The organism is Acetobacter pasteurianus subsp. pasteurianus LMG 1262 = NBRC 106471, from assembly GCF_000285275.1.
GTDB classification, from domain to species: Bacteria; Pseudomonadota; Alphaproteobacteria; order Acetobacterales; family Acetobacteraceae; genus Acetobacter; species Acetobacter pasteurianus.
In genome coordinates this window covers 12,587-36,552 of sequence record NZ_CADO01000034.1, presented here as the reverse complement: position 1 = coordinate 36,552, position 23,966 = coordinate 12,587, and the positions used below count along the sequence as shown (strand labels likewise).

Annotated in this window: 24 protein-coding genes; 10 read left to right on the top strand and 14 right to left on the bottom strand. The window is 53.1% G+C overall.

Annotated features, from left to right (window positions below; genetic code table 11):
* The first annotated feature begins 155 nt into the window (after positions 1-155).
* Positions 156-2,141 carry a Hint domain-containing protein gene (locus tag APA10_RS07865; RefSeq protein ID WP_003628891.1) on the top strand — a complete coding sequence of 662 codons (1,986 nt, stop codon included), beginning with the start codon at positions 156-158 and terminating at the stop codon, positions 2,139-2,141.
* A 75-nt stretch (positions 2,142-2,216) separates the two neighbouring features.
* Here the strand turns inward: APA10_RS07865 and APA10_RS07860 are convergent, their stop codons facing one another.
* On the bottom strand, positions 2,217-2,459 hold the full coding sequence (locus APA10_RS07860; protein ID WP_003626175.1) for a hypothetical protein: 243 nt from the start codon (positions 2,457-2,459) through the stop codon (positions 2,217-2,219).
* 428 nt (positions 2,460-2,887) lie between these two features.
* On the opposite strand from APA10_RS07860, the gene APA10_RS07855 reads away from it, so the two are divergent.
* From APA10_RS07855 to APA10_RS07835, 5 genes are all read left to right on the top strand, one after another.
* Positions 2,888-4,156: an MFS transporter gene (locus tag APA10_RS07855; protein ID WP_003628889.1), complete on the top strand. Its 1,269-nt coding sequence runs from the start codon at positions 2,888-2,890 to the stop codon at positions 4,154-4,156.
* A 500-nt stretch (positions 4,157-4,656) separates the two neighbouring features.
* Positions 4,657-5,256, top strand: coding sequence for a DNA translocase FtsK (locus APA10_RS07850; RefSeq protein WP_003628885.1), 600 nt, complete (start codon positions 4,657-4,659; stop codon positions 5,254-5,256).
* Between the two features lie 17 nt (positions 5,257-5,273).
* Positions 5,274-5,468, top strand: a complete 195-nt coding sequence (locus APA10_RS07845; protein WP_003628884.1) for a 4-fold beta flower protein — start codon at positions 5,274-5,276, stop codon at positions 5,466-5,468.
* A gap of 133 nt (positions 5,469-5,601) precedes the next feature.
* Complete coding sequence (locus tag APA10_RS07840) at positions 5,602-6,063, top strand: hypothetical protein (protein ID WP_003628883.1); 462 nt, start codon at positions 5,602-5,604, stop codon at positions 6,061-6,063.
* A gap of 252 nt (positions 6,064-6,315) precedes the next feature.
* Complete coding sequence (locus APA10_RS07835; RefSeq protein WP_003628881.1) at positions 6,316-6,543, top strand: hypothetical protein; 228 nt, start codon at positions 6,316-6,318, stop codon at positions 6,541-6,543.
* Between the two features lie 14 nt (positions 6,544-6,557).
* Here the strand turns inward: APA10_RS07835 and APA10_RS07830 are convergent, their stop codons facing one another.
* Positions 6,558-7,655, bottom strand: coding sequence for a class I SAM-dependent methyltransferase (locus APA10_RS07830; RefSeq protein ID WP_003628880.1), 1,098 nt, complete (start codon positions 7,653-7,655; stop codon positions 6,558-6,560).
* Positions 7,656-7,762: 107 nt separating this feature from the next.
* Between APA10_RS07830 and APA10_RS07825 the strand changes: the two genes are divergently transcribed.
* The 4 genes from APA10_RS07825 to APA10_RS07810 all read left to right on the top strand — a co-directional run bounded on the left by APA10_RS07825 (position 7,763) and on the right by APA10_RS07810 (position 12,909).
* Positions 7,763-8,845 carry a glycosyltransferase family 61 protein gene (locus tag APA10_RS07825; protein WP_003628879.1) on the top strand — a complete coding sequence of 361 codons (1,083 nt, stop codon included), beginning with the start codon at positions 7,763-7,765 and terminating at the stop codon, positions 8,843-8,845.
* Between the two features lie 104 nt (positions 8,846-8,949).
* Positions 8,950-9,411, top strand: coding sequence for a (2Fe-2S)-binding protein (locus APA10_RS07820; protein WP_003628878.1), 462 nt, complete (start codon positions 8,950-8,952; stop codon positions 9,409-9,411).
* On the top strand, positions 9,408-11,600 hold the full coding sequence (locus APA10_RS07815; protein WP_003628877.1) for a xanthine dehydrogenase family protein molybdopterin-binding subunit: 2,193 nt from the start codon (positions 9,408-9,410) through the stop codon (positions 11,598-11,600). Before APA10_RS07820 ends, APA10_RS07815 begins: the two co-directional genes overlap by 4 nt.
* Before the next feature lie 4 nt (positions 11,601-11,604).
* A complete protein-coding gene (locus APA10_RS07810; RefSeq protein ID WP_003628876.1) occupies positions 11,605-12,909 on the top strand; it encodes a c-type cytochrome in 1,305 nt (434 codons plus the stop codon).
* Positions 12,910-13,012: 103 nt separating this feature from the next.
* Here the strand turns inward: APA10_RS07810 and aldA are convergent, their stop codons facing one another.
* The 12 genes from aldA to APA10_RS07750 all read right to left on the bottom strand — a co-directional run bounded on the left by aldA (position 13,013) and on the right by APA10_RS07750 (position 23,929).
* The gene (gene aldA / locus APA10_RS07805; RefSeq protein WP_003628874.1) at positions 13,013-14,461 is read right to left on the bottom strand and encodes an aldehyde dehydrogenase; all 1,449 of its coding nucleotides are present in this window, start codon (positions 14,459-14,461) and stop codon (positions 13,013-13,015) included.
* A 105-nt stretch (positions 14,462-14,566) separates the two neighbouring features.
* Positions 14,567-15,433: a LysR family transcriptional regulator gene (locus tag APA10_RS07800; protein ID WP_003628872.1), complete on the bottom strand. Its 867-nt coding sequence runs from the start codon at positions 15,431-15,433 to the stop codon at positions 14,567-14,569.
* A gap of 6 nt (positions 15,434-15,439) precedes the next feature.
* Entirely contained in the window at positions 15,440-16,336 is an 897-nt protein-coding gene (locus tag APA10_RS07795) for an aldo/keto reductase (protein ID WP_003628870.1), read from the bottom strand.
* Positions 16,337-16,420: 84 nt separating this feature from the next.
* A complete protein-coding gene (locus tag APA10_RS07790; RefSeq protein WP_003628869.1) occupies positions 16,421-17,173 on the bottom strand; it encodes a hypothetical protein in 753 nt (250 codons plus the stop codon).
* A 128-nt stretch (positions 17,174-17,301) separates the two neighbouring features.
* Positions 17,302-17,892 (bottom strand): thioredoxin domain-containing protein, encoded by a 591-nt coding sequence (locus APA10_RS07785; RefSeq protein ID WP_003628867.1) that lies wholly within the window; start codon positions 17,890-17,892, stop codon positions 17,302-17,304.
* Between the two features lie 48 nt (positions 17,893-17,940).
* Positions 17,941-19,320 (bottom strand): outer membrane beta-barrel protein, encoded by a 1,380-nt coding sequence (locus tag APA10_RS07780; protein WP_012812483.1) that lies wholly within the window; start codon positions 19,318-19,320, stop codon positions 17,941-17,943.
* A 110-nt stretch (positions 19,321-19,430) separates the two neighbouring features.
* On the bottom strand, positions 19,431-19,940 hold the full coding sequence (locus APA10_RS07775; protein WP_003628864.1) for a c-type cytochrome: 510 nt from the start codon (positions 19,938-19,940) through the stop codon (positions 19,431-19,433).
* A gap of 2 nt (positions 19,941-19,942) precedes the next feature.
* A complete protein-coding gene (gene mauA / locus APA10_RS07770; RefSeq protein ID WP_003625995.1) occupies positions 19,943-20,530 on the bottom strand; it encodes a methylamine dehydrogenase (amicyanin) small subunit in 588 nt (195 codons plus the stop codon).
* Positions 20,517-21,119 carry a thioredoxin domain-containing protein gene (locus tag APA10_RS07765; RefSeq protein ID WP_174714294.1) on the bottom strand — a complete coding sequence of 201 codons (603 nt, stop codon included), beginning with the start codon at positions 21,117-21,119 and terminating at the stop codon, positions 20,517-20,519. Before APA10_RS07765 ends, mauA begins: the two co-directional genes overlap by 14 nt.
* Positions 21,119-21,661, bottom strand: a complete 543-nt coding sequence (locus APA10_RS07760) for a MauE/DoxX family redox-associated membrane protein (RefSeq protein ID WP_003628859.1) — start codon at positions 21,659-21,661, stop codon at positions 21,119-21,121. Before APA10_RS07760 ends, APA10_RS07765 begins: the two co-directional genes overlap by 1 nt.
* The gene (locus APA10_RS07755) at positions 21,658-22,863 is read right to left on the bottom strand and encodes an amine dehydrogenase large subunit (RefSeq protein WP_003628857.1); all 1,206 of its coding nucleotides are present in this window, start codon (positions 22,861-22,863) and stop codon (positions 21,658-21,660) included. The genes APA10_RS07760 and APA10_RS07755 overlap by 4 nt, the downstream gene beginning before the upstream one ends.
* A gap of 157 nt (positions 22,864-23,020) precedes the next feature.
* Complete coding sequence (locus APA10_RS07750) at positions 23,021-23,929, bottom strand: LysR family transcriptional regulator (RefSeq protein WP_003626004.1); 909 nt, start codon at positions 23,927-23,929, stop codon at positions 23,021-23,023.
* Between the last annotated feature and the right edge of the window lie 37 nt (positions 23,930-23,966).

Here is a 23,966-nt window from a genome sequence, read left to right as displayed (position 1 = left end):
TTTTTATTTGTATATTTTAATGATTTTTTTTATCTAACTTTTGCGTTTTTATTGACCAAATATGGTAGTTGAAATAAATTTTACAAGCGAATCTTGGCGTCAGAATCGGCTAGCTCCGCACTTTTGCGGCATTTAGATTTTCGGAGTTTAATATTATGAGCACTTATTACACTTATGAGACGGATGCTCAGGGCAACCCAATTCTGGATGCCAACGGCAACAAAATTGTCGAAACAACATGGACAGTTTCGCAGCCATATGGATCTGGCATTACTGACTGGGATGTGAAAATTACTGATTCCAGCGGGAACGTTATATTAGACCAGACAAACATTAATCCGGGCCTTGACCTTGTCTTAGTCCAACTTCTTGGAAGTGGTTACGTTCTTACCCCAGGATCTGGTGATTTTGGTGTTCTCATTAGCGCATTAAGTGCCCAAACTTTTGTAAGCACTCCTGGTGCAACAGGAAACTTCATTATTGGTGCGGGTGCTGCAGAAATTTCCACATATTATATTGGCGGCACCACTTCCATCTCTGGTCTGGCAAACCTTGTTACGGGCTCCACCATTAATATTATTGGGGGCGCGGCCACACTTACAGGAACAAGCGGAAGTTCTGTTGCTGGTGTTTTAAACGGTTCAACAATTAATGTTGAATATGGGGGCACATTAAATACCGGCTCTGCACTGGCTAGCGTTTTAGAAGGCTCAACAGTCAATTTTGGCACCGGGGGCGGCACTGTTATTATTAACGGTGGGGGAACGCTGATCAGCCTTCTAGCGAGCGGTCAAATAAACGCAACGACTTTCCAAAATTACGATCCCTCCAAGGATACGATTGAGCTCCAGAATACAACAAGCACGATTGCATCTTACACCATTGAAAATGGTGGTCTTTTTGGAACAGATAGTTCAGAAAAAATTGTCACGCTTAAAGATGCAAATAGCAATGTAATCGGGCAATTCGCTGTTTCTCCTGCGTCAGGTGTTACACTTAACAACGGTGATTACGTTGTTAACACATCCACCAATGACACAAATCCCCTGAAAATCACTGTTTCTGATAGCAACACCTACATCGGCGCCTGCTTTCTTGCTGGCAGCATGATCTGCACACCTCGTGGTGACGTAGCTGTAGAAGACATCCGGATTGGGGATGAAGTTGTAACCTTTGACTGGCGCAATGATAAGGAAGTTGTAAGCCCGGTTGTGTGGGTTGGCACTACACACGTTAACGTACGTGCTGAACTGCCTGATGATGAAGCAGGCTGGCCTGTGCGTATTCTTAAAGACGCCATTAGTGATGGCGTGCCTTACAAGGATATGCTGATTACATCAGAACATTGCCTGTTCTTTAAAGACAGCTTTGTGCCTGCACGTATGCTGGTGAATGGTGTTTCCATTTTTTACGATAAATCCATTACCTCTTACAATTACTACCATGTGGAAACACAGCAGCATTCCGTCATCACCGCAGATGGTATGCTGACAGAAAGCTATCTGGATACAGGTAACCGCTCCTCCTTCCGTCAGGAAGGCAAGGTTGTCACACTCCATAGCGCCGCAAAAAGCTGGGAAGAAGATGCTGGCGCACCGCTATGCGTTGAGCGTTCTTTTGTTGAACCCCTGTTCCGTGCCCTTCAAGCGCGTGAAAACAGCGTTGTTGGTTGCCTGCCATCTGCCGGACAAATGGAAACAACCCATGATCCGGATCTGCACCTGATTACACAAACAGGTGCTACCATCCGCCCAATGCGGCATGGTAACCAGCAATACAGCTTCATGCTGCCACCCAATACACACTCTGTGCGCATTGTCTCCCGCGCCAGCCGCCCGGCAGATGCTATTGGCCCGTTTGTGGATGATCGGCGTTACATGGGGGTAGCCGTTGCGGATGTGCGCCTGCTTTCCGCCAAAAAGGCACATAGCATTACAGCCCACCTTCAGGAAGAAAAACCCGAAGGCTGGCATGCTACAGATTGGACAGATTGTGCATGGACCAATGGGGATGCCGTATTGCCACTTGGTGAGCATCTTACGCATGGAAAAATGGGCATTCTCTCCATGACCATTCGCGCGGCAGGACCTTACTGCGTGAACACACAGCACACACCAGAGCTGAAAGCATATTCGGCCTAATATCTGCTGCTTTCACATTATCTTTAAACAGGCTCTATCTTTACGGATAGGGCCTGTTTGATACATTCATGCGCCTTATTGCAGGTGCGGTGCTTCGGCTGAATGTTCTTTTACTATCTCTAATGCTTCGGCCATTCCGGGAATTTCCACACTGCCTGCGCACACTTTTTCAAGGGCTTCGCGCAAGTTCTGTAAACTCTGTGGTGGCAGCCCGCTTACGGCAAGTTTTAAAACGTCTTTCAGCCCTTCAACCTGCATATAAAGCTTTTGCGGGTCTAGCTCGGTGCCAACCAGCATGCGGGCTTCATCATCAGTCATCTCAAATCATCCTGTTGTATCTTTTCCCTGCTGCATCATGAACGCAGCGCGCTGCCGTAGCAATGCTGGGCATCAACGCTACAGATAGCGGCATTGGCACGCCAAACCCAACAGTGCGCAGGAAATCTGCATATCTATTTAATATTAGATACCTATTTTCAGAACAGTATGAATCTATATTTTAAAAATTCTTGTATATAGAGAGCGTACAGCGCCCCTAACACCTTCTCACACCCCAAAAGACATACATCAATTTCAGCCAAGACACGTCTATGTTAAGGGGTAAGATGTCTCTGAAAATTGTGTTGCCTCTTATCAGCAGATCACGTCAGACCGGATAAGTGTTGTCAGTGTATGGGAATGAAAAATCATATATAGATTTTCGGAATATTTCTTATTGATGACGTAAAAGAGTGTGGAAGATAAATATGCCTGCCAATATTAACACCCCGCCGCCGCCAACACGCAAGCCCACAACTTCAAGCCAGACACCCTATATTATTGCATGGTTTTTGTGCCTGGTTTTTTATCTTCTGCAATACTCTACACGCCCCGCCCCCAGCGTTATGGTGAGCGAGCTTGTTTCCTCCTTCGGGCTGACAACGGTGGGTTTGGGGTCCTTACTCGGGTTGTATTATTACACCTACTCCTTCTGCTCCATTATCTCGGGCGCGGCGGTGGACCGGTGGGGGGCCAAATATACCATCTCGTTTGGGGCGCTGGTGCTGGCCGTGGGCACCTGCCTGTTTGGCTGGGGGGAAGAATGGATGGCAAGCCTTGGCCGCCTTATGCAGGGTGCGGGCTCGGCTTTTGCGTTTGTGGGCGCGGTTTATCTGGCGGCGCGGGGTTTTCCCAAAAAGTATTTGGCCACGGCTGTGGGGGCCACGCAGTGCGCGGGCATGCTGGGTGGCGCCATGGGGCAATCTACCGTAGCATGGCTGATTCATGGTGTTATCAACTGGCATTTTTACTGGATTGATACCGGGCTGCTTATTGCCCTTATAGCCGTTTTTCTGTTTGTCATGACCCCGCAGGAAAAAAAGGCAGATACCACGCATGTGGCCCCGGCTTCTGGCTCCATGTTTGCGCCGTATAAAAGCGTGCTCACCAACCCGCAGTCCTATCTGTGCGGGCTGTGTGCGGGGCTGCTGTTTTTACCGACCACCGTGGGCAGCATGACATGGGGCATTACGTTTTTAACCCAAAGCTGGCACGTTGGGTACCACGAGGCCGTAATGCGGGCCGCCATGGTGCCTGTGGGTTGGATGTTTGGCTGCCCTGCCCTTGGCTATTTAACGGACAAGATCGGGCGCAGAAAACCCGTGCTGCTGGGTGGCATTATTGTTATGGCGCTTACGGTTGCGGCCATTATCTACCTGCCGGGCAACACCTTTCCGCCTTATGTGCTGGCCTTGCTGCTGGGCTTTTCTTCCGGTGCGGCCATGATCCCCTACATCATCATCAAGGAAGTAAATGCGGATGATGTAAAGGGCAGCGCCACAGGGGCCATTAACTTTTTGGTGTTTGTTATGAGCGCCATTGTCTCTCCGCTGTTTGCCGCATTTTTGCAACATCTGGGGCATGGGCGGCCACTCAACGGGGCGGACTTTACAGAAGGCTTTAGCTTTGGCCTGGCCGGTATTGTGCTGGCAGGCGTGCTAACCTTTCTGCTGCGTGAAACCGGGCAGAAACGGTAAAGCACCTAGCTGTATCGTCCATTCTGAGGGCCAATCTGAAAGGGGTTTAGTGTAATGGCACACTATAAACCCCACCTGGCTTCACGAGACGTAATACGCAAAGGTTCCTGTTTATCAGTATTTGGTTTTTCAATACTGCAGCCATGATTTCCAGAACTATTGCTTCTGCAGTATCCAGTTCCGATATGCTGCTCGCAAAACATTCCGTTTCAGAAACGAATAAAAATAAGCATTACTTTTTGAGTTTATGAAAAAAATTTAAACATTGTCGAAATTGGTTTTTCTTGATAAAAAAAATCATCAACACCAAGTATATGAGGAATACATCTCATGCTTACTCTATTAAATTCTATGAATTTTATGGAATTAAAATCAATTAACATCTTATATTAGTTATAATAATTTATTTTTTAAATTATGTTGTAAATATATATAATTTATACTTTTAAAATTCATGAAAATCTCGCATTTTCACTGAATTCAAAGCAGGGGTTTAAAAAATGCCATACTACAAAAAACCAAGTGACAATAAAGATTATGAAAACTTCATTCAAAATCGTATTAAAGGCGGTGAAAATAAGGCTTTTCATACTTTCCTTCATAAAAACATTATTTCTATGGAGCGAAAAAGTAAAACAACATCTGAGCTTTGCCAGCATCTGAAAGATATTCTTTCAAAGTTTCTCATGGGGCAGATGGCAATCCCGAAAACAGGCTTTTTTGAACTCTGCGCAATAAGCAATTCCAACAGTCGCAAGATTGTCGCCGCCAAAAACAACTACATCAACTTCATGGTGGAACTTTACATCAGCATGAAAGCACGCGGTGTGCCGATAGCCATCATTGCAGATGTTCTGTACTGCACCTCTACATCTCAATACATTTTTCTAGAGGATATTCTTACAGATGAAGGAATCTATGAGCGCGCGCTCAAGCTGACAATGCAGCACCAAAAGCCTTCGGCTTCCTTCCTGCAACGAGAACTGGATATTTCTTATGATCAGGCTCTCGCTTATCTGAATCGTATGGAAACAAGCGGTCTCGTCTCTCCTCCCAATGAGATTGGAGCCCGCACCATCCTGAAAAAACTCAAATTCTGAAAGAAAGGCTTAACACCATGTCACGCCAGACCATTTACGACCGGAACTACCAAACCCTCGGTTATATTGAAGATGATAACGATAGGGCCACAGCATATGACAGAAACTGGAATACACTGGGATATTACGAAAATGGCCGCACCTATGACAGGAACTGGCAAACCATTGCAGAAGGCAATGTGCTGTCTGCTCTGATTTATAACGCCCAGTAAGCCCAAAGCGATTCTAACCTACCAGAAGAATGAGACCTTATTGTGAGGTAAATTCCTTACATTAGTCGACATTGATTTTGCGCGGCAACTTGCTGCGATAGAAGCATTAATAACTTAAATTGAGGATAAAATTATGCAGTTATTCCTTTTCTCATCAACAAATGAGAAAAACTTTCAGATTGGACAAAAATATCATGTTTGGGGAATTCCACAAAAGAAAGATCAAAATAATATCAGAACATTAGAAACCAAGGCGAGTAAAATAAACAAAGGTGATGTCGGAATATTTTATATGTCAAAGTCAAAATATTTAACTAGTCCATTTGTATTTCTCGAAACTCCACAAAAAGATTCTATAGAAACAGAACTGTGGGATGACGGCACTTATATGTTTTGTTTTAATTTTTCTAATATTGTAAATAAATCAAAAAAAATTGGGGTTGATATGCTGGAATCAAAAAATATTTTAAAATTTAAACACAAAAATCAATATATGTCTCCAAGCTGTGTGTTCAATAACATATTAAACGAATACTTTTCTGATAAACAAAATGATTTAATTGAAGAAATGAAAAATTTATTTGAATTCAATTGATCAAAAAAATACCATCATGTTGTTGTGTTAATATAAAAACATGATGGTATTTTTTATCTTTTTCTCTGTACAATAGCAGCAGCATTCTTGCTGATTCCCAGATCACGCAAGATTACGAGAAGATGCCTTTGGGTGCTGCCTCATATTTTTCTCGTATCAAGCCTTTATATTCTTTAATCAATTCCCCCATACAACATAAACATACGCTACATCTTTCTCTTGCCCTTTTCCGCTTCAGCACAAGGCTCACACATGATAAATGCCCCCTCCCCCACGCCAGAAGAAGACTGGACAGAGGAAGACCCCATAGACGCAGAAATTGATGCCCGGGTTGCGCAGGTTAATCAGGCAGCCGGACTACCGCCAGAACGGCCCTCACGCTTTGGGCCGATGCTTACTATTGTGCTGCCTATGGTTATTGCGGGCACTTTGCTGATTGCGAGCCTGTGGCTTTATGTGTTCCCTATTTTTTTCGGTTAATGCGGCAGCGGCCCTTATTTGCGCCGCAGACCAACAACCTTGCGCAACGGGGCCGTGAGCTTCCATGATGAGGACGCCCGCATGATCTCCACATCCCGCCGGGCCTGCTGCACTTCCTGCGCCAGATGTTCTTCGCGCAGGCTACCATAAAACTGCGGGCCCTGCTTTTTAACACCTTCCAGCGTAGAACCCGCACAAATCACCTTTTTGGCTTCGGGGCTGAGCTCTGTGCAGAAAGGCTGCTGCATCATGTCCGGAATGGGGGAGGACAAAAAGTCATCCACCCGCATGTTGCCAAACTGGGCTTTGGCATCATCTGGCAGGCCGTTTTTCCAGTCCTCCATCATCCAGCGCAGGGCGTGGATGGGATGAAAATGGTCTTCCACAATGCAGTACTGGATATCACACCATTTTTCAAAAAGACTGATATTCCCTTCAGGTGTGGCGTTAAAGTAGTGTGATGGATAACCGTGCACCGGCTGCAAAAACGGATAATCTATGCGCACAATGCCGCCGGGTTTGAGCACGCGGCAAATTTCAGCCGCAACCTCCCACGGGCGCTTGGTGTGTTCCAACGTTGCGGCACACAGCACAAAATCAAACTGGGCATCGGCAAAAGGCAGGCTTTCGCCCACACAGACCACATCGGTGCTCAGGGCGGGAAACACATCTACATTCACCATCTGCTCGGTTACGGTATCACGCAGCCCGGCCCCTACATCCAAAAACATCCAGTCCGGGTGTTCTTTTTGCAGGCCCGCAATATAGCCACCGTAATTATGGGCCGAAATAGGCGGAAAAGGCGGAATATGGAACTCCTGCCTTATGGCGTCTGTCATGTAATTGGCGGGCTGGCCATAGGTGCGCGGTGTTACGGGGTTCTGGCGGAAGGCAATGCGCTCCAGCTTGCGTTCACGCATGGCGGCCACCAGATCCTGATTGGCAGCCTGCATCCGCCCTTCGTGCTGGCCATGCTGGGCATAATGCTGGGGGGCAGAAAGCCCACACGCGGCCACATCCGGGTTGGCCTGCCAATAGGCCAGATCATCCGCTGGAGTTTTGAAAACCGGTGTTCTGATAACTGGTACTTCGTTATAGGAACCGTCTTGCATCCGCTCTACCTTGCATACTGTGCGCGCCAAAGTTCCGCCCTATTGCCTGAACCCAAGCCCCACCCCTATACTTGGCACACCCTTGCCAAACGCTAAAGCCCCCTGCCATGTCTGTGTCTCTTTCTGCTTTTCCTTGTGTATTTCAGGCTGCTGGAGGCCGGGGGCTCATTGAAACCTCACCCCGCATGGGGGGAAACTTTGCCTTTGGCGGCACCCTGCCCGATGGCACCCACAGCCTGCTGACAGACTGGCACACAGATACCCCACCCATATACCGCTACAGCTTTGGCCCCGCAGTGTTTGACCCCGCACTGGCCCTGTTTGCATGGGAAGGCCACCCCCTGCATGATACGGTTTACACCCAAGGCCTTGCCGCATTAGAGCGCTGGCACGCAGCCCCCACCAACACACCGGTGGAGCAGCACCATTGCACCGCATGGGCCGGGTTTGACCACTGGAACACCAATTACTATCACTGGGTGGCACACACGGTTCCGGCCCTTTACTATTTTCTAAAACATGCTGGGCAGAACGATGTGTTTTTGCTGCCACCCCTTACCCCGTGGCAGGAACAGTTTGTAACCCTTGCAGGGCTTGCGCCAGAACGACGGCTGATCACCCACCCCGGCACGCGCTATGCCTTCCCCCGCGTGGTGTATACAGATTTTGTGCGTGGCAAAACGGATTTTACGGCATCCGCAACATCTCTTGCAGCTTATGCCGCGTTGCGTCAGACCGCCAGCACCACGCCCACACGCGGGCGCTACCTGTTTTTGGAACGCGGCGAAGCCACAAACCGCCATATGCCCAACGAGGCCGAATTGGCCGAGGCGCTGACCACACTCGGCTTTACCCGCGTGCGCCCCGAACGCCTGCCCATAGCCCAACAGATAGACCTGTTTGCACAGGCCGATATGGTAATGGGCTTTTTGGGGGCAGGCCTTGCCAATGTGGCATGGTGCCAGCCCGACACGCTAGTGTATGAACTAGTGCCCAGCCATCATCTCAACCCGTGTTTTCTGGCCATGTGTATTCAGGGTGGTTTGCCGTATTGGGCAGACAAGGTGGAAACCGGCGTTGCGCATGAAGACCACTATACACCCGCCACCCTGCCCCTGCCTGTGGGCGAGATTGTGCGCCACGCACAAGCCCTGCTGCACTGGCGCAAAGGGCAGATTGGCTCAAGATAGCTGTCTGTATTTCTGTATATATATTCAATAAGATTCCGTTTCCGTTCCGAAAATGTTAGGCTGGTTTTTCATACGCCAAAAACCACCTAGCAGGAGCCCCCCTCATGCCAACCCTTATGATAAACGGCCAGCCGCACAGCGTGGACGTTGATGCCGATACGCCGTTACTTTGGGTGTTGCGCGATATTCTGGGCCTGAATGCCGCCAAGTTTGGCTGTGGCATTGCCCAGTGTGGGGCCTGCACCGTGTATGTAGATGGCAAGGCCGTGCGTGCGTGCAACCTGCCCGTTGGGCTGGTGGGAGAGCGCGCCATTACCACGCCAGAGGGGCTGGATATGGCAGACCCGATTGTACGAGCCATCAAATCTGCGTGGGTGGAACTGGATGTGGTGCAGTGCGGATACTGCCAGCCGGGGCAGGTTATGGCCGCCGTGGCCCTGCTACGCACCACCCCCAACCCCACGGATGAACAGATAGACAGCGCCATGTCTGGCAATATGTGCCGCTGTGGCACGTATATGCGTATTCGCGCAGCCATTCACCACGCAGCGGGAGAACTGGCATGAGCACACATTCCCCCTCATCCACCACGCGGTTAAAAACCAGCCGCAGGCGCGTGCTGCAAGCGGGCGGTGCATTGTTGCTGGCAACGCTGTGGCCCACAGCGCGCGGGCGCGCGGCTCAGGCCTCGCAGGCAGGCACCGGCGTGCTGGTGGAAGATGTTGCCACCCCCTTTGCACCCAATGCGTTTATTCGTATTGCCGCAGATAATACCATCACCCTTATTTTGCCAAATATCGAGATGGGTCAAGGTATTTACACATCCTCAGTAATGCTGATGGCAGAAGAACTGGGGATAGACCCCTTTGCTGTGCAGATAGAGGCCGCACCCCCCGGTGGCGGGGCGGAAATTACCGGCGGTTCCACCTCTATCATGACAGAATGGTTGCCGTTGCGCCAAGCCGGTGCGGCAGCGCGCACCATGCTGGTACAGGCCGCGGCCTCACACTGGGGCGTTGCGCCAGAAAGCTGCACAACCGCCAACGGGGCCGTGGTGCATACGCCCACTGGCCGCACCGTGCCATTTGGTGATGTGGCAGAAGCTGCCGCCAAACTGCCCGTGCCCAAGGAGCCAAAATTAAAAGATGCCGCCAATTACACGCTTATTGGCCGCAAGCACCATCGGCTGGATAGCCAGATCAAGGTAGATGGCACCGCCCGCTTTGGCATGGATGTGCAGGTGCCGGGCATGAAAATTGGCACCGTGGCCGCCTGCCCCGTGCAGGGTGGCACTGTGCGCAGCATGAACCGCAATGCCGCCTTGGCTATAAATGGCGTACATGCTGTGCTGGTAACGGATAATAAAGATACCGTATGCGTGGTGGCAGAGCATTACTGGGCCGCGCGCAAGAGCCTGAAAGCCCTGCATATTCAGTGGGATTTTGGAAAAAACGCGGCCATTACCACCCAGACCATTTATGATGATCTGCACGCAGGGCTAAACGGCCCGGCCATTGTGGCCAACGCCAAGGCAGATGCGCCGGGTGTAATTGGCAAATCTGGCACCACCTACACAGCCACCTATCAGCAGCCCTTATTGGCCCATTCCCCTATGGAGCCCATAAACTGCACCGCCCATGTGCGGCCAGATGGGTGCGATGTATGGGCAGGCACGCAGGTGGCCGAGCGCGCGCGAGATACCGCAGCCGAAATAACTGACCTGCCTGCCAGCAAGATTACGGTGCACAGCCAGTATATTGGGGGCGGGTTTGGCCGCAGGCTGGAGCATGAATACGTCACCCAATGCGTGCAGTTTGCAAAACAGGTGCCCTACCCGCTGAAAATTATCTGGAGCCGAGAAGAAGATATTACAAAGGACAGATATCGCCCGGCCTATGTTGATAAACTCACCGCCGCGCTGGATGACAAAGGGTATATCACCGCACTGCAACATCGCATTGTCGGCCCGGCCGTGGTGGCGCGGTGGGACCCGCCAGAACTGACAAAGGATGGGTATGATGAAGACCTCTCCCTTGCCACGGTGGTAACACCCTACACCTACCCTGCATATCGGCTGGAATTTGCCCGGCGCGAGGCCCCCGGCATCACCACCGCATGGTGGCGCGGTGTAGGTGGCACGCGCGGCCTGTTTGTGGTGGAAGGTTTTATAGATGAACTGGCCGCCCGCGCGGGGGCAGACCCGGTAGCCTATCGGCGCGCCATGGTGCAGAACAACCCGCGTGCGCTGGCAGTGCTGGAACGTGTGGCAGCAGATGCAGGCTGGGGCACACCCGTGCCCAAAGGCCGGGCGCGCGGTGTGGCCCTGCAGTTTGCGTTTGGATCCTACATGGCCAGCATTGCGGAAATTGAAATGCCCAGCCCGGATGAAGTAATTATCCACCGCGTGACCGCAGCCGTGGATTGCGGGCAGGTTATCAACCCGGATCAGGTGATTGCGCAAATAGAGGGCGGGCTGATTTTTGGTTTTTCCGCCGCCCTGTATAACGAGATCACACTGGAAAACGGGCGTGTACAACAGCAAAACTTCAATACATGGCGCGTGATGCGCATGAACGAGGCCCCACGCCGCATTGATGTGGTGGTGATGCCCAGCAAGGAAGACCCCGGCGGCATTGGTGAGGTTGGCACCGCAGCCGCAGCCCCGCTGCTGGCCAACGCCATGGCGGCGGCACAGGGGCGGCGTTACCGCAGCCTGCCCCTGCTTTCTGCCCGCAACACGGAAGGGAAAGAATAAGACCATGACACACGCTTTTTCTTTCCCATCCGCAAAACGTGTTTCCCTTTCTGGCACAGGCGCATTGGCAGCCCTGCTGCTGGCAACCTTATGCCTGCCCACACACGCGGCCCATGCCAACGCTGCGGAAGACGGCACACCCGGCAGCACACCGGTAGAACGCGGGCAGTACCTCACCCGTGCATCGGATTGCGAGGTCTGCCACACAGCCCCCGGCGGCATGCCCTATGCGGGCGGGCGGGCATTCAAGTTGCCAGGCATGGGCGTGGTGTATTCCACCAACATTACGGCAGATAAGCAGCATGGTGTTGGCACATGGAGCGATGAGGAATTTGTTGCTGCCGTAAAACAAGGTGTTTCCCCCGGCGGCAAGCACCTTTACCCCGCCATGCCCTACCCTGCGTATTCCCGCCTGAGTGATCAGGATGTGCGTGATATTCGGGCCTATCTGGCCACATTGCCTACATCTGCCAGCGCGGCACCAGAAAACAAGCTGCGTTTTCCTTTTTCCATACGCAGTTTGATGATTTTCTGGAACATCGTAAACGGCCCGGCCTCTGCCTACCCGGATGACACCACAAAATCCGACCAATGGAACCGTGGCCGCTGGCTGGTGGAAGGTGCAGGCCATTGTGCAGATTGCCACAGCCCGCGCACGCTCACCTTTGGGCTTTCCACCAGCAAGGCATTTGGCGGCAATATGCTAAATGGCTGGCGCATCTATAACATTTCGTCCGACCGCAAAACCGGTATTGGCGGCTGGACAGATGCCGAACTGGCGCAATATCTTTCCACCGGCCATGCAGATGGCCACGGCACGGCATCTGGTGATATGGCGGATGTTATTGGCCACAGCCTGCGCTACCTTACCCCGGCGGATATTCAGGCTATGGTAACGTATCTGCGCAGCACAAAACCCGTGAGCACACCGCAGGATGCCGTAACCTTCCGCAATGTGGCCAGCGGAGATGCCAGCCTGCCACAGAACAGCCGTGGCGCACGGCTTTATGCATCAGCCTGTGCGGGGTGCCATCTGCCCGATGGTACCGGGCGGCAAAGCAGCTTTGCCAGCATTGCGGGCGGGCGCTCATTGGGTGCGGATAATGGCCGTAACCTGATACAGGTTTTGGTAAATGGTAGCGGCCTGCAAACTGCAACAGGCGTGCAGATTATGCCGCACTTTACAGGTGGTGGCCTCAGCAACCGTGATCTGGCAGATATTGCCGCGTTTGTGATGACACACTTTACCACCGCCCAACCGCATGATCTGGAAAAACAGGTTGAGCAGATTAAAAAAGATCAGGACTAATCTTTCCTGAAAACACAAAAAAACCGTGCCGGGTGCGTTCTGCTCCGGCACGGTTTTTTGTATCTGCCACGCTTAAAGTATGTGGCGTGGCAGAGTTTGGATATTACGCGTTCAGGTAAATGGTTTTGGTGCGCACATAGGCTTCCAGCCCGTGCTGGCCGTCCTCACCCCCCAATCCGCTTTCACGATACCCGTGGTGGAAGCCCTGCGGCTCTTCACCCGAGCCACGGTTGACGTAAATTTCCCCAAAGTCCAGTTCCCGGCCCATACGCAGAATACGGGAGAGATCATTGGTGAACAGATAGGCGGAAAGCCCATAGCGGCTATCATTGGCGCGGGTTAGGGCCTCATCAAAGTCTTTCACCTTGATAAGGGAGAGTACGGGGCCAAATACCTCGTCCTGCACAATGTCCATATCCGGGGTAATGTCTGTCAGCAATGTAGGGGCGTAGAAGGTGCCTTTATCAAAGGCGCCACCCGTTAGGCGTTTGCCCCCCAGTTCCAGCTTTGCACCCTGTGATATGGCTTTTTGCACAATGCCATCCACTTTTTCCAGCTCGGTTTCGTTTACCTTGGGGCCCATATCTGTGGCATCATCCATGGGGTCACCCACCTTCAGGCTGGCAATGCGATCTTTCAGCGCCGTGGTAAAGCGGTCATACACATCTTCATGCACATAGGTGCGTTCGTTGGCTGTGCACACCTGCCCGCCATTGAAGAAGCGTGCCGTAACGGCGGCTTCTACCGCTGCGGGAATATCGGCATCTTCCATGACAATAAATGGGGCTTTACCACCTAGCTCCAGCCGCACTTCCTTAAGATGTTCGGCTGCGGCTGCCATGATTTTCTTACCCGCGGGGGTAGAGCCTGTCATGGTAATAAGCGGGGTATCCTTATGCGCCACCAGTGGCACGCCCACACCTTGGCCGCTGCCCGTAACCACATTTACCACACCGGCGGGAATACCGGCTTCCTGCACCAGTTCGGCCAGTGCCAGGCCAGAAAGCGGTGTGCCATCAGCGAGTTTGAGCACAATGGTGTTGCCCGCAGCCAGTGCTGGTGCAATTTTACGGGCACACAGAGCCAGCGGGAAGTTCCATGCGGCAATGGCCCCTACTACGCCGTGCGGCACGCGGTCGATCAGGATTTTTTCACCTTCACGCTCACCGGGAATGATTTCCCCCTGAAGCCTACGGGCATTTTCCGCAGCAAAGCGCAACAGGCCAGCGGCAAAATCTACCTCGGCGCGGGCTTCCTTAATGGGTTTGCCCATTTCCGATGTAATAATGGTGGCCAGACGTTCCTTATCCCGCTCAACAAGGTTTTTAAGCGCGTAAAGATAATCGGCCCGCTGGCTGGCAGGTTTGCTGCTCCAGCCCTTAAAGGCGGCTTTTGCGGCAGCCACGGCTTTATCTACATCCTGCGGGTTGCCTTCTGCGGCTTGGCCAACTTCTTCCCCCGTAGCGGGGCTTTTAATGGGTGTGTAATTGCCAGATGTGGGTTTTACCCATTCATTATTGATGAACAGATCCTGCTGTTTAACATCAGCCATGAGATGTTCTCCTTTTTTCTAAAATTCTGTTTGCAGTATGACGCACACATACGTTCATTAAAAGTAATGATATATCAGTAAACCATTTACAAAAAGTGAATGGTTTTAGTATGCCTCTGCTGGGCAAATGGTGTTGATAAACCTGTGCAGCAAAGGTTTTGCACCATTACGCCGCCATACGCAGTAAACCGGGGCCGGGCGTAGCCCCTGCACGGCAAGAACACGCACATCATCCGGTGCTTTATGCGCAAAAATACTTTTGGGAAAACAGGAAATTCCAATACCATCGCGCACGCAGGCCCGAATGACATCGTAAGATTCCACTGTTTGAATAGCGCGGGGAACAAAGCCCTGCTCTGCCATCCAGCGTTCAAACGCGCTGCGGTAAAAGCAATCTGTATGGAACAGAAGCACCGTGGTACTGGGCCAGTGAATATCCTGCAAACTGCGGATATTCTGCGGGGCCACCAGCACCAGTTCTTCTGTAAAAACAAAGCGGCTTTCAAGAAGTGGATGCACAATGGGGCCATCTGTTATGGCCAGATCCAGTTCCTGATCATCCAGCATATGTTCCAGCGTATAGCTGGCACGGCGCAGCAGGCGTATTTCTACATCCGGGTGGGCGGCCATAAAGGCAGGCATGTATTGAGGCAAAAAATGTGCCAAGGCCACATCCAGCGCGCCTATACGCAAAATGCCACGCGGCACATCGGGTTGAAAAAAGTTTGCAAGGCTATGGGCTTTTTCTACAACCTCTTTTGCCTCATGGTAAAAAAGGCGGCCTTCTGGCGTGGGAATAAGCCGCCCCTTTTCACGCGCAAACAGATCCTGCCCCAAAAGCTGTTCCAGCTCCTTGAGTCGCGCCGTAATGTTGGATGCCACGCAGTGCATGCGGCGCGAGGCCGCAACCACCGAGCCCTCCTCCATCACGGCGCAGAAAATCTGCAACTGCGCCAGACGGAGTGCTTCCATGATAAATCAGAACTCTTCGTATGTTGCGGGGTCCTGCCCGTGGCTGCGGCCATCTGGGCGGGCAAGGGTTGCCATGTCCTTCATGTCCTGCTCTGTCAGGGAGAAATCAAAGATATCCATATTGGAAATCTGATGTTCTTTGCTGGCTGCTTTGGGAATAGGCACACAGCCAAGCTGATGATGCCAGCGCAGGATAACCTGCACGGTGGATTTGTTAAGCCGCTGGGCAATTTTTTGAATCAGCGGATCCTGCAGCAGCTTGTTGGCACGGCCAAGGGGGCTCCATGACTGCGTAAGAATGTTCAGCTTTTTGTGCAGCGCCCGCATATCATCCTGCGGGAAGTAGGGCGAAAGCTCAATCTGGTTGATGGATGGCAGAACACCGGTTTCTTTCTGCAATTTTTCCAGATGTTCGGGCAGGAAGTTACACACGGCAATAGAGCGCACATAGCCGCGTTTCTTGGCTTCAATAAGCGCCTGCCATGCCTCTACATACTTGCCAACCTTGGGGTTGGGCCAGTGGATGTAATACAGATCGTAATAATCCAGCTGCGCGCGGTAGAGGGATTCCTCAATGGTTGTCAGCGCCTCGTTATAATCATGGTGGCGGCCCGGCAGTTTGGAGGCAATGCGCAGGTCCTCCCGCTTTTTGCCGCTTTGACGTACAGCATGGCCTACGGCCCCTTCGTTTTCATAATTAAAGGCGCTATCCAGTGCGTGGTACCCTACATCCAATGCGCTGACCATTGCTTCCATGCCAGCTATACCGTTCAGCTTGTAGGTACCAAAGGTAATAACGGGAAAAGTAAGACCATCGTGCAGTGTGATATCGGGAATACCCAAAACGTGCTCTCCTGAATCTGGCGTTAAACGGTAACATGCTGGTTTTGCGTGTAAAACCATGCCACATGCTATCCCCAACGCCTACCCGGCGCAGAGGTTGCACAGGGCTGCGCTCATGCCAGCTTTGCACAGAGCGAACACGCCTTAGGGTAAAGGCGGCAAACCCAAAAGGTTTTCCCTTAGAGCACGAAAGATTTTTTCATAAACCGTGAGATCTTCCGTTTCCGGCAATGTCAGATTCAACATGATAGAAGGCAGTTCCGGGTGCATTGTAGTCTGCCCTGCAAGTGGCACCCCCGTAAGTGTGGCCTGTGGTGTGCTATCCTTGGTATCTGGCGCGGAATCCTCTGCCTGCAGGCCGAAAATTTGCCCATGATCTTGGGCGGCAGGTTCAGGCTGTTCTGTGCTTTTGGCCGGGGCGGCCGTAAGTTTGTCTTTATCCTGCACAAGTAATCCGCTTTCCAGCAGAATATCTATCAGGCATCGCGCACCTGTTTGCGTATGCGCATGTTTTTTATGCACCGAAACATCAAGAATATGCGCGGATAAATCCTTTTCGCTCATGCCGCTTTGCAGGTGTTCCGTGGTCATCAGCGCCATGAGGGCAGAATTGCTGGAGATAGCCTTCCGCCAATATGCCTGTGCATCGGCCCCCATGGCGTATTCCAGCGCATGCCCCAGCTTTTGGCCCAAGGGGGTAACTGTTTTGTCTGCCGCACCTGCAATAATACCGATATCCATCAGAAACTTATTGTTTCTGCTAATGGCGGCAGACCCCATTTTGGTAAGGCGCGCAAGTATATCCAAGGTAGGGTTATCGGGCACATGGCTGTACGCGATAATAATCTTCTCCAGGCCTTCAAGAGAGATTTTGGGGAGATGAAAGGAGTCGGTCATGGTGGCACTCCTGCTCTTTTCCAGAACTTAATTTAAATCTGGCAAGTTATGAGCAGAAGAGTCAATAAAAACTATTTGCGATTATTTATAATACGGTCGCCAAATATTTTACAAATACACATTCAACATCACGCGCGGTTGCGGCGCGTGTGCTGCATGTAGGTTTGCACCGTGCTGAACCCGCTCTCCCACGCGTTCAGCAGGCTTTCCAGATGCTCGCGGTTGTTCACCAACCCACGGGCAATAAGCGTGCCTTGCTGATCGAACAAAAATGCGGCGGGCAGTTTATCTACCTGCAAGGCACGGCCCAGCGCCGGATCATTGATAAACGCAGCAGCAGGTGTGTTGGTTTGCTGAGCAAAGTGCTGCTGAATGGTTGGGGCATCATCCCCCGCCAGCACCAGCTCCAGATTTTCACGCCCGCAGAAGTTGCGTGCGATGGGAATAACCTTGCGAGAGATCGGGCATGTTGCAGAAACAAACAGCACCAGCCGTGGCTTGGCACCCCCTGCCAGCGCCAACACGCCCCCTGCCAGTGTGTGAAAAGGCTGTGGCGGGCAGGTATCTCCCGGTTGCGGGCCGCGAGAGCTGGTAAGCGCGCCCACCGGCGCAATTTCCTGAAACAGGCGGCGGATACGGCGCAGCATCAGGCCCATAACAATGCAGGCCGCAAGCAGCACAACAGTAAGGGCAGCATTGGCGTATATCAGGTTCTGCACGGGCTGGTCCTCTGCGTTGTGCCGGTGGTGGAGTGGCGTAGCGGGTTTTTAAAATGCCCAGATGGCATCACAGCTGAACCAGAACATGTTGTTCATGCCGTTATTGGCATAGTTCACGTTTGGATCATCCGTGGGGGAAACACGGTTAAAGGGCCGTGTGCCGTTAAGGGATTTATCAAGCCGCACTTCCGGGCGGATGGAAAAAGAGCCTTTGGGCAGCTTAAGAAAACCAGGGCGATACGTAACACCCACCGTCAGTTCCCCATAGGTGGTGCCGGGTGCGTAATCATACGGATAGTTCTGGCCACGCAGTTCGTTCACGTAAGACATGGGGGATGTGTTGTTGCCCACCACGCCGCCATTGTTATCGCGGAAGATTTCACCACGCGCGTTAAACGTCAGCTCATCGCTGAAATCATGCGCGAAATAGGCGGTCACACCGTACACATCATCACGCAGGTAATCATCATGGAAGTAGGTGGCGTTCAGGGTGACGGTGGTTTTATCGTTAATTTTGTAGGAGGCCAGAAGGTCTCCGATATATTCCATATCGTGGTTGGCTTCACGCCCAATGGCGTACACGCTCTGCTGCGGGCCAAAATAGCCAATGGCGGCAACATCCAGCTTGCCACCTGCAAGTTCTGTAAACTGGAAGCCAAAATACCCTTTGGGGCGGCTGTTGTTTTTGGCATGGCCAAAGGTGGTGGAGTTACCGGCGTTTACACCCAGCACAAGGGCTGCGTGGTCTGTCATGTGCCATGTGGCCAGAACACCCACGGTTTCAAACGGCACAATGTAATCGGATGAATAGTTGTAGGAATAAAAAGGCCGTTCCAGCGCATCTGTGCCTTCAAAACCCTGAATCCCGTATTGCTGGCCAATCTGCAGGTCTATCCCGCCTTTGGTCAGCCACGGCAGGTGGGCATCAATATGCGCCTGAGTGGGCGTCCACTGGTACATGCCTGTCAGGTTGCCATCGCCCATACCAATGGTGGGGTTAAAGCGGGCATCGGAGCCGTACAGAACCTCGAACACAAAACCCAGACCGTAGCCATCGCCCAGTTCTGTTACCGGGTGGGAGAGCGTGCCGGTAATCTGGTTCAGTGTGGCTGTGTTGGCCCTATCTACGTAAGACTGCGCCCAGTTGCGGCCTGTTTTGGTCCATGGGTTGCCGTTTACGCCGGCTTCTACCACAATATGGCCTTCAACATCATCAAACCATGAGTGGCTGGAAGGGCTTTTCAGGTTCACCTCATCCTTCTGGGCCTGCTTTTTTTCTGCTGCTGTTTCTTCCACCGCCAAAGGGCGCTCGGCATCATCGGGGGTGGTTTTTTCCTGCGCAAATGCAGGCAGTGCTGCCAGTTGCAGGGCAAAACACATACCGGCGGACAAACGGTGGCGCAAACGCATGCTCCCTGATACTCCCATTATCCACAAACAACCGCGGCAGGAGGCGGGTTTGCTTCTGTTTTACAATAATTGTGGCACCTAAGCCGTGATCTAGCCGAGAGCAGCCCTGCAGAACAGGGCTTGCCGTGTTACTTTACTGTTGCAGCCGCGCCATTGTTGCCGCGATGACACGCTGCCAAAGAACGCTCCAGCACATGGGCGCGGTTGGCCATAAAATCCGGCATGGAAAGCGGATGCTGGCGCCATTCATGCACTTCTGCCGCTGTATAGGGCTTAAAGCCCGACGGCGTGCTTTTGCCGCCCAGATCAATCAGCACAAAGTTCATGACATCGGCTAACTGCTGATCATCCCGAATGAGGGACATGGAAACACCCGGCACCTGCACCAGATATTTCCGCCCTTCATCCGTGCAGGCAAAGCTGCCTACGCTATCACGCAGCATAGGCACAAAGGTTGGGCCAGATACGCCTGCAATACCGTGGCACCCCCCGCAGTGTGAAAGATAGGCAACCTGCGTGGGGTTTAAACTTGTGGCCCCCGGCACGGCATCTGCCGCGCGTGCCACCCCGCCTGCCAAAGCCAGTGTTGCACACGCTGCAACAGCAGGCAGGGCAAGGCGGAAAACAGCACGCAACATGATCAGGAAGCTTTCCCGATCACCGCAGCTGTGGAGCAGTTGTACATTTCAGACGTGCCCGTGCCAAAGCACCAGATGATGTCATTATTGGCCATGGGGCGGTAGGAAGGCTGGTCTCCATCCGTGTTCAGGCAGGTAACTTCGTTACAGGAATCCTGACCACAGCAATCACGATAGGCAATCATGTAGGAGTTGCCATCCTGCGGGTTGTAGCAGCTGCCAATCCAGGATGTGGGAGAAGGCGCTGTGCCCGGCGGGCAGCTATGTACGCCACCACCACAGGTGGAGCACAAGTTGCCATCAATGGCGCAATACCGCCAGTAATCGCACGCATTGGCATCTTTGGCCTGCGCCTTGGAGCCAAACGGCGTTGTAGCCTTGGCCACAGCCTTGGCTGCGGAGGAAGAAGCCGCATTGGCGCGGCTTACCGGCAGCAGCGGAAACAGCGGCACGGCAGCGGCCACGCCGCCCAGCTTTGCCACCACGCCGCGGCGGGATGTTTTGCCCGCAAAACGGCGGAGCAGAGATTCGGTCAACCGGTCAAACAGGGTGCCCTGTTCTGCGGAGTTCTTGTTTTCAGACGGCAGCATGAGACATTGCTCCTGTATCGGTCAGACCCTGCGGGGGTGTGGCGGTAATGTTGCCAAGCAGCCCTTCGATCTGACGCCGGGTATTCACGAGGTCTTTGGCCAGAATGGTGCCGCGTTCATCAAGCAGTACCATGGCTGGCATACGGTTAATTTGCAGCACAAGGGCCAGCTCCACGCCGGTTATCAGGGGAACACCCTGCATTTCCGGGCGGGCCGCCACCATGCTTTTCAGTTCAGGTTCGGGGCCATCGCCCACAAAAATAAGCTCCAGCCCACGTTCGGCAGCCACCTGCCGTGCAATGGGGATAACGCGCTTACACACCGGGCATTCCGCCGCTACAAACAGCAAAAGCTGCTTGGCACCTACGGGCAGGGTATCCCCCACCACAAAAGGCTGGCCCTGTAGCGTATGCAAAACCAGACGCGGCACAATCTGCCCCACATCCAGCCCCGGCTTGGCTTCCTGATTCCCCAGCGGTGCAAGGCGTTCGTGCAGCACACCAATCTGGCGGGCCAAGGCCACCAGCATAACGGCAAGCCCAAGGGCCAGAACCGTTAGCAGCCCCTGCCAGATGTACAGAAACAGCATCATGCTTCCTGCCCTCCGCCAGATCCGGGCACGCGTTCTGGCGGCAGGGCCACCAGTGCCAGCCACACCAGATACAGCGCCACACCCGCCATAACGCCCTGCCCCCATACAAAGGCAGAAACGCCAGATGCAAAGCATGGGGCCAGCGCCAGCGGCACGCACAGCACGGTGCGGGCGACCAGCTTCCATGACAGGGTTTCAGACACCAAACCGGGTGTGCACCTGCAAGACAGGCTGGTGCGCCCACGGGCTACGTTAATGCCCATGGCCAGCGCAAACACCACCAGCATGGCCGCAGCAGCCAAACCGCCAAACCCGGCGGCAAAGCCGGAAAACAGCGCCAGACCTGCCAGAACCTCTGCCCCGGCCAAGCCCCATGCCACACCTTCGTATGACCATGAGGGCAAAAGCCGGTAAGAGGCCAGCGTGCCTAAAAACGCATCATGCCCACGCAGTTTGGAAACACCAGCCACCAAAAACATGGTGCCAATGCCCCCTGCGCACAGGGCAGCAAGCGGGGCTGTTTCAGCCAGCAGGCTCATCCTTCACCCGGCGCAACCGTAAAGATAAGGGATGTGCCAAGGGCCTTCATGGTGCGCAGGGGCTTGCCCGTAAGCGCATCGGACACAAAGAAATCACCGTTATCTTCATTGGCGGTGAACATCAGCGGGTGTTCATCCTGCGTGACACCTACAAGGTTGCTAGCCACTTTAAGCGGATAGCGGCGGATGCGCTTGTGGGTTTGCGTATCATACACCCACACTTCCGTGCCGTTATCTTTATGTGTCCAGAACGTGCCTTTGTGCATCAGCACATACATCTGATGAGATGCCTTGTGCAGGGCAGCAATCTGCCAGCCACCGGGGCGCCATGTCACTTCAAACGGCTTGGAGGAATCGGGCGCAGCTTTCAGCCCCGCACCTTCCTGCAAGGACCACGGTTTTTCTACCGTGCTGTTTTCGCCCATTTTGGTGGGGTACACCATGCCGCTGTAGCTGATGAAGTAAGCCGTACCATCTGCCGCAACAGTGGGGCTTTGTTCAAAAATGCCGTCCTTGTCGGGTTCAAAGAACGGTGCAGTGTGCGTCATGCCCACCTTGCCGTCTGCCCCAAGGCTGACATTGGCCAGCGTGCCATCTGCACACAGGGAGGAGAAGCCGGAATTGCCCCACGGATACACCAGCGCGCAACCGGGAATTTCTACCGTCTGCGTAACTTTATGGGCGGTATTGTCCACCACTTCCACCGCGTTGCTTGGGCTCATCTGATACACGTAGGCACGTGAACCATCGGCATTCAGCGCGAAGTCGTTCTTTTTAGGGGTGACCAGCGCGCGGGCGGGCAGTTTTTCATCGGATGTGAGCTTGAGCGTGCTGGCATCATATTCGGCCAGCAGATCGTTCCGTGCGCCGCGGTTGCCGCGTTCCCACGTGGTTTCTGCCACGTAAATGCGCTTGGCATCGGGCGTAAGGGCCATGTTGCCGTTATAGGCGGCCTGCACCATGCCCAGCAGTTTGCCGGAATCGGCATCCACTACATAAACGCGGCCATCCTTGTTGTGGGTGTAAACCGCATCTTCCACCAAAATGGTGTGGGGAGAATAAGGTGGCAGGGTAATAACGTCACTCTGCTCGGTCTGTAATACGGGTTCCGCTGCCTTGGCGGCGGTTCCTCCCATGGTCAGAATGGCTGCACTGCCCAGAAGAGCGCGCAGCAGGGAGGGAGGGACTTTTTGAAGAGACATGCGAACTGTTTCTCTCGATACCGGAATGTTTCGGTATCATAGCGTTTCTCATTTCGTCCGCAAGACAAAACATGTGGTTTAAAGTGGGAGTGTTGTTTTGTTACAACGGCTCCATATTTTATTAAATATCAATCCATTACCATTGATCGTATATTCATCAACCGCCCTTTGGCCCTTTATATAAAACAGACTCCGAGGCACATAGACGTTGCCGTAACCAGCGCGCTGCCGCGCCCTGCGGGCGTTTGTGATGCCACACCACAGCCAGGGGTACGGGCCTGTCTCCGGCATCAAACGCCAGGGGCGGCGTAACAATATCTGGCGCTGCGGGAGAGGCCGCCAAAATATGGTCTGAGATAAATGACCAGCCGATATTGTGCTTCACCAGTTCCAGAATCACCCAGTGGCTTTCCACCCACCAGACCTCACCTGCCACGCGCAGATGTTGGCGCTCACGCTCCTGCCCACGGGCGGCCACCATGATCTGCCGATACCGCTTAAGATCTTCCCACGCTACGGGGCCGCATTTGGCTAAGGGGTGGTTGCGCCCACATACCAGTTTAAGCGGCACCCGCCCGATGGTGCGGAACGCCAGATCTGGCGGCATACGTGTTTGCTGCCACATCACCCCCAGATGCGCGGCCCCTTCCTGCACAAGCTGGCCGACATCCTCCATCAGCGGGAAAAGGATTTCCATTTCCACGTAGGGGAAGTGCTCGGCAAACTCGGCAAAAACTGGGCCGAGGGCGTATTCGGGGTACAGTTCATCTATAGCCACGACCAGCCGGTTTTCGACCTGATTTTCTAAAGAGCGGGCCACGCCTATCAGATGTTCGCGCCGGTCCAGCACCACCCGGGCCTCACGCAGCAGGCGTTCACCTTCTTGTGTCAATACAGGTGTGCGCCCGGTGCGTAGGAACAATTCCAGCCCCAGATCTACTTCCAGGTTGGCCACATGCGTGCTGATAGCAGATTGCGCACGCCCCAAACGGCGGGCTGCTGCGGAAAATGAGCCCGCATCTGCTGTGGCAACAAAGGCTTCAAGCTGTTCGAGCGAGACATTCATCCATCTGTTTTCCTGATGGTTCTTATCTTTCCTTTAA

Bases quoted from the DNA above. Each gene is read 5' to 3' on its own strand.
- APA10_RS07865 (WP_003628891.1), top strand. From the start codon at position 156: ATGAGCACTTATTACACTTATGAGACGGATGCTCAGGGCAACCCAATT.
- APA10_RS07860 (WP_003626175.1), bottom strand. From the start codon at position 2,459: ATGACTGATGATGAAGCCCGCATGCTGGTTGGCACCGAGCTAGACCCG.
- APA10_RS07855 (WP_003628889.1), top strand. From the start codon at position 2,888: ATGCCTGCCAATATTAACACCCCGCCGCCGCCAACACGCAAGCCCACA.
- APA10_RS07850 (WP_003628885.1), top strand. From the start codon at position 4,657: ATGCCATACTACAAAAAACCAAGTGACAATAAAGATTATGAAAACTTC.
- APA10_RS07845 (WP_003628884.1), top strand. From the start codon at position 5,274: ATGTCACGCCAGACCATTTACGACCGGAACTACCAAACCCTCGGTTAT.
- APA10_RS07840 (WP_003628883.1), top strand. From the start codon at position 5,602: ATGCAGTTATTCCTTTTCTCATCAACAAATGAGAAAAACTTTCAGATT.
- APA10_RS07835 (WP_003628881.1), top strand. From the start codon at position 6,316: ATGATAAATGCCCCCTCCCCCACGCCAGAAGAAGACTGGACAGAGGAA.
- APA10_RS07830 (WP_003628880.1), bottom strand. From the start codon at position 7,655: ATGCAAGACGGTTCCTATAACGAAGTACCAGTTATCAGAACACCGGTT.
- APA10_RS07825 (WP_003628879.1), top strand. From the start codon at position 7,763: ATGTCTGTGTCTCTTTCTGCTTTTCCTTGTGTATTTCAGGCTGCTGGA.
- APA10_RS07820 (WP_003628878.1), top strand. From the start codon at position 8,950: ATGCCAACCCTTATGATAAACGGCCAGCCGCACAGCGTGGACGTTGAT.
- APA10_RS07815 (WP_003628877.1), top strand. From the start codon at position 9,408: ATGAGCACACATTCCCCCTCATCCACCACGCGGTTAAAAACCAGCCGC.
- APA10_RS07810 (WP_003628876.1), top strand. From the start codon at position 11,605: ATGACACACGCTTTTTCTTTCCCATCCGCAAAACGTGTTTCCCTTTCT.
- aldA (WP_003628874.1), bottom strand. From the start codon at position 14,461: ATGGCTGATGTTAAACAGCAGGATCTGTTCATCAATAATGAATGGGTA.
- APA10_RS07800 (WP_003628872.1), bottom strand. From the start codon at position 15,433: ATGGAAGCACTCCGTCTGGCGCAGTTGCAGATTTTCTGCGCCGTGATG.
- APA10_RS07795 (WP_003628870.1), bottom strand. From the start codon at position 16,336: ATGGTTTTACACGCAAAACCAGCATGTTACCGTTTAACGCCAGATTCA.
- APA10_RS07790 (WP_003628869.1), bottom strand. From the start codon at position 17,173: ATGACCGACTCCTTTCATCTCCCCAAAATCTCTCTTGAAGGCCTGGAG.
- APA10_RS07780 (WP_012812483.1), bottom strand. From the start codon at position 19,320: ATGGGAGTATCAGGGAGCATGCGTTTGCGCCACCGTTTGTCCGCCGGT.
- APA10_RS07775 (WP_003628864.1), bottom strand. From the start codon at position 19,940: ATGTTGCGTGCTGTTTTCCGCCTTGCCCTGCCTGCTGTTGCAGCGTGT.
- mauA (WP_003625995.1), bottom strand. From the start codon at position 20,530: ATGCTGCCGTCTGAAAACAAGAACTCCGCAGAACAGGGCACCCTGTTT.
- APA10_RS07765 (WP_174714294.1), bottom strand. From the start codon at position 21,119: ATGCTGTTTCTGTACATCTGGCAGGGGCTGCTAACGGTTCTGGCCCTT.
- APA10_RS07760 (WP_003628859.1), bottom strand. From the start codon at position 21,661: ATGAGCCTGCTGGCTGAAACAGCCCCGCTTGCTGCCCTGTGCGCAGGG.
- APA10_RS07755 (WP_003628857.1), bottom strand. From the start codon at position 22,863: ATGTCTCTTCAAAAAGTCCCTCCCTCCCTGCTGCGCGCTCTTCTGGGC.
- APA10_RS07750 (WP_003626004.1), bottom strand. From the start codon at position 23,929: ATGAATGTCTCGCTCGAACAGCTTGAAGCCTTTGTTGCCACAGCAGAT.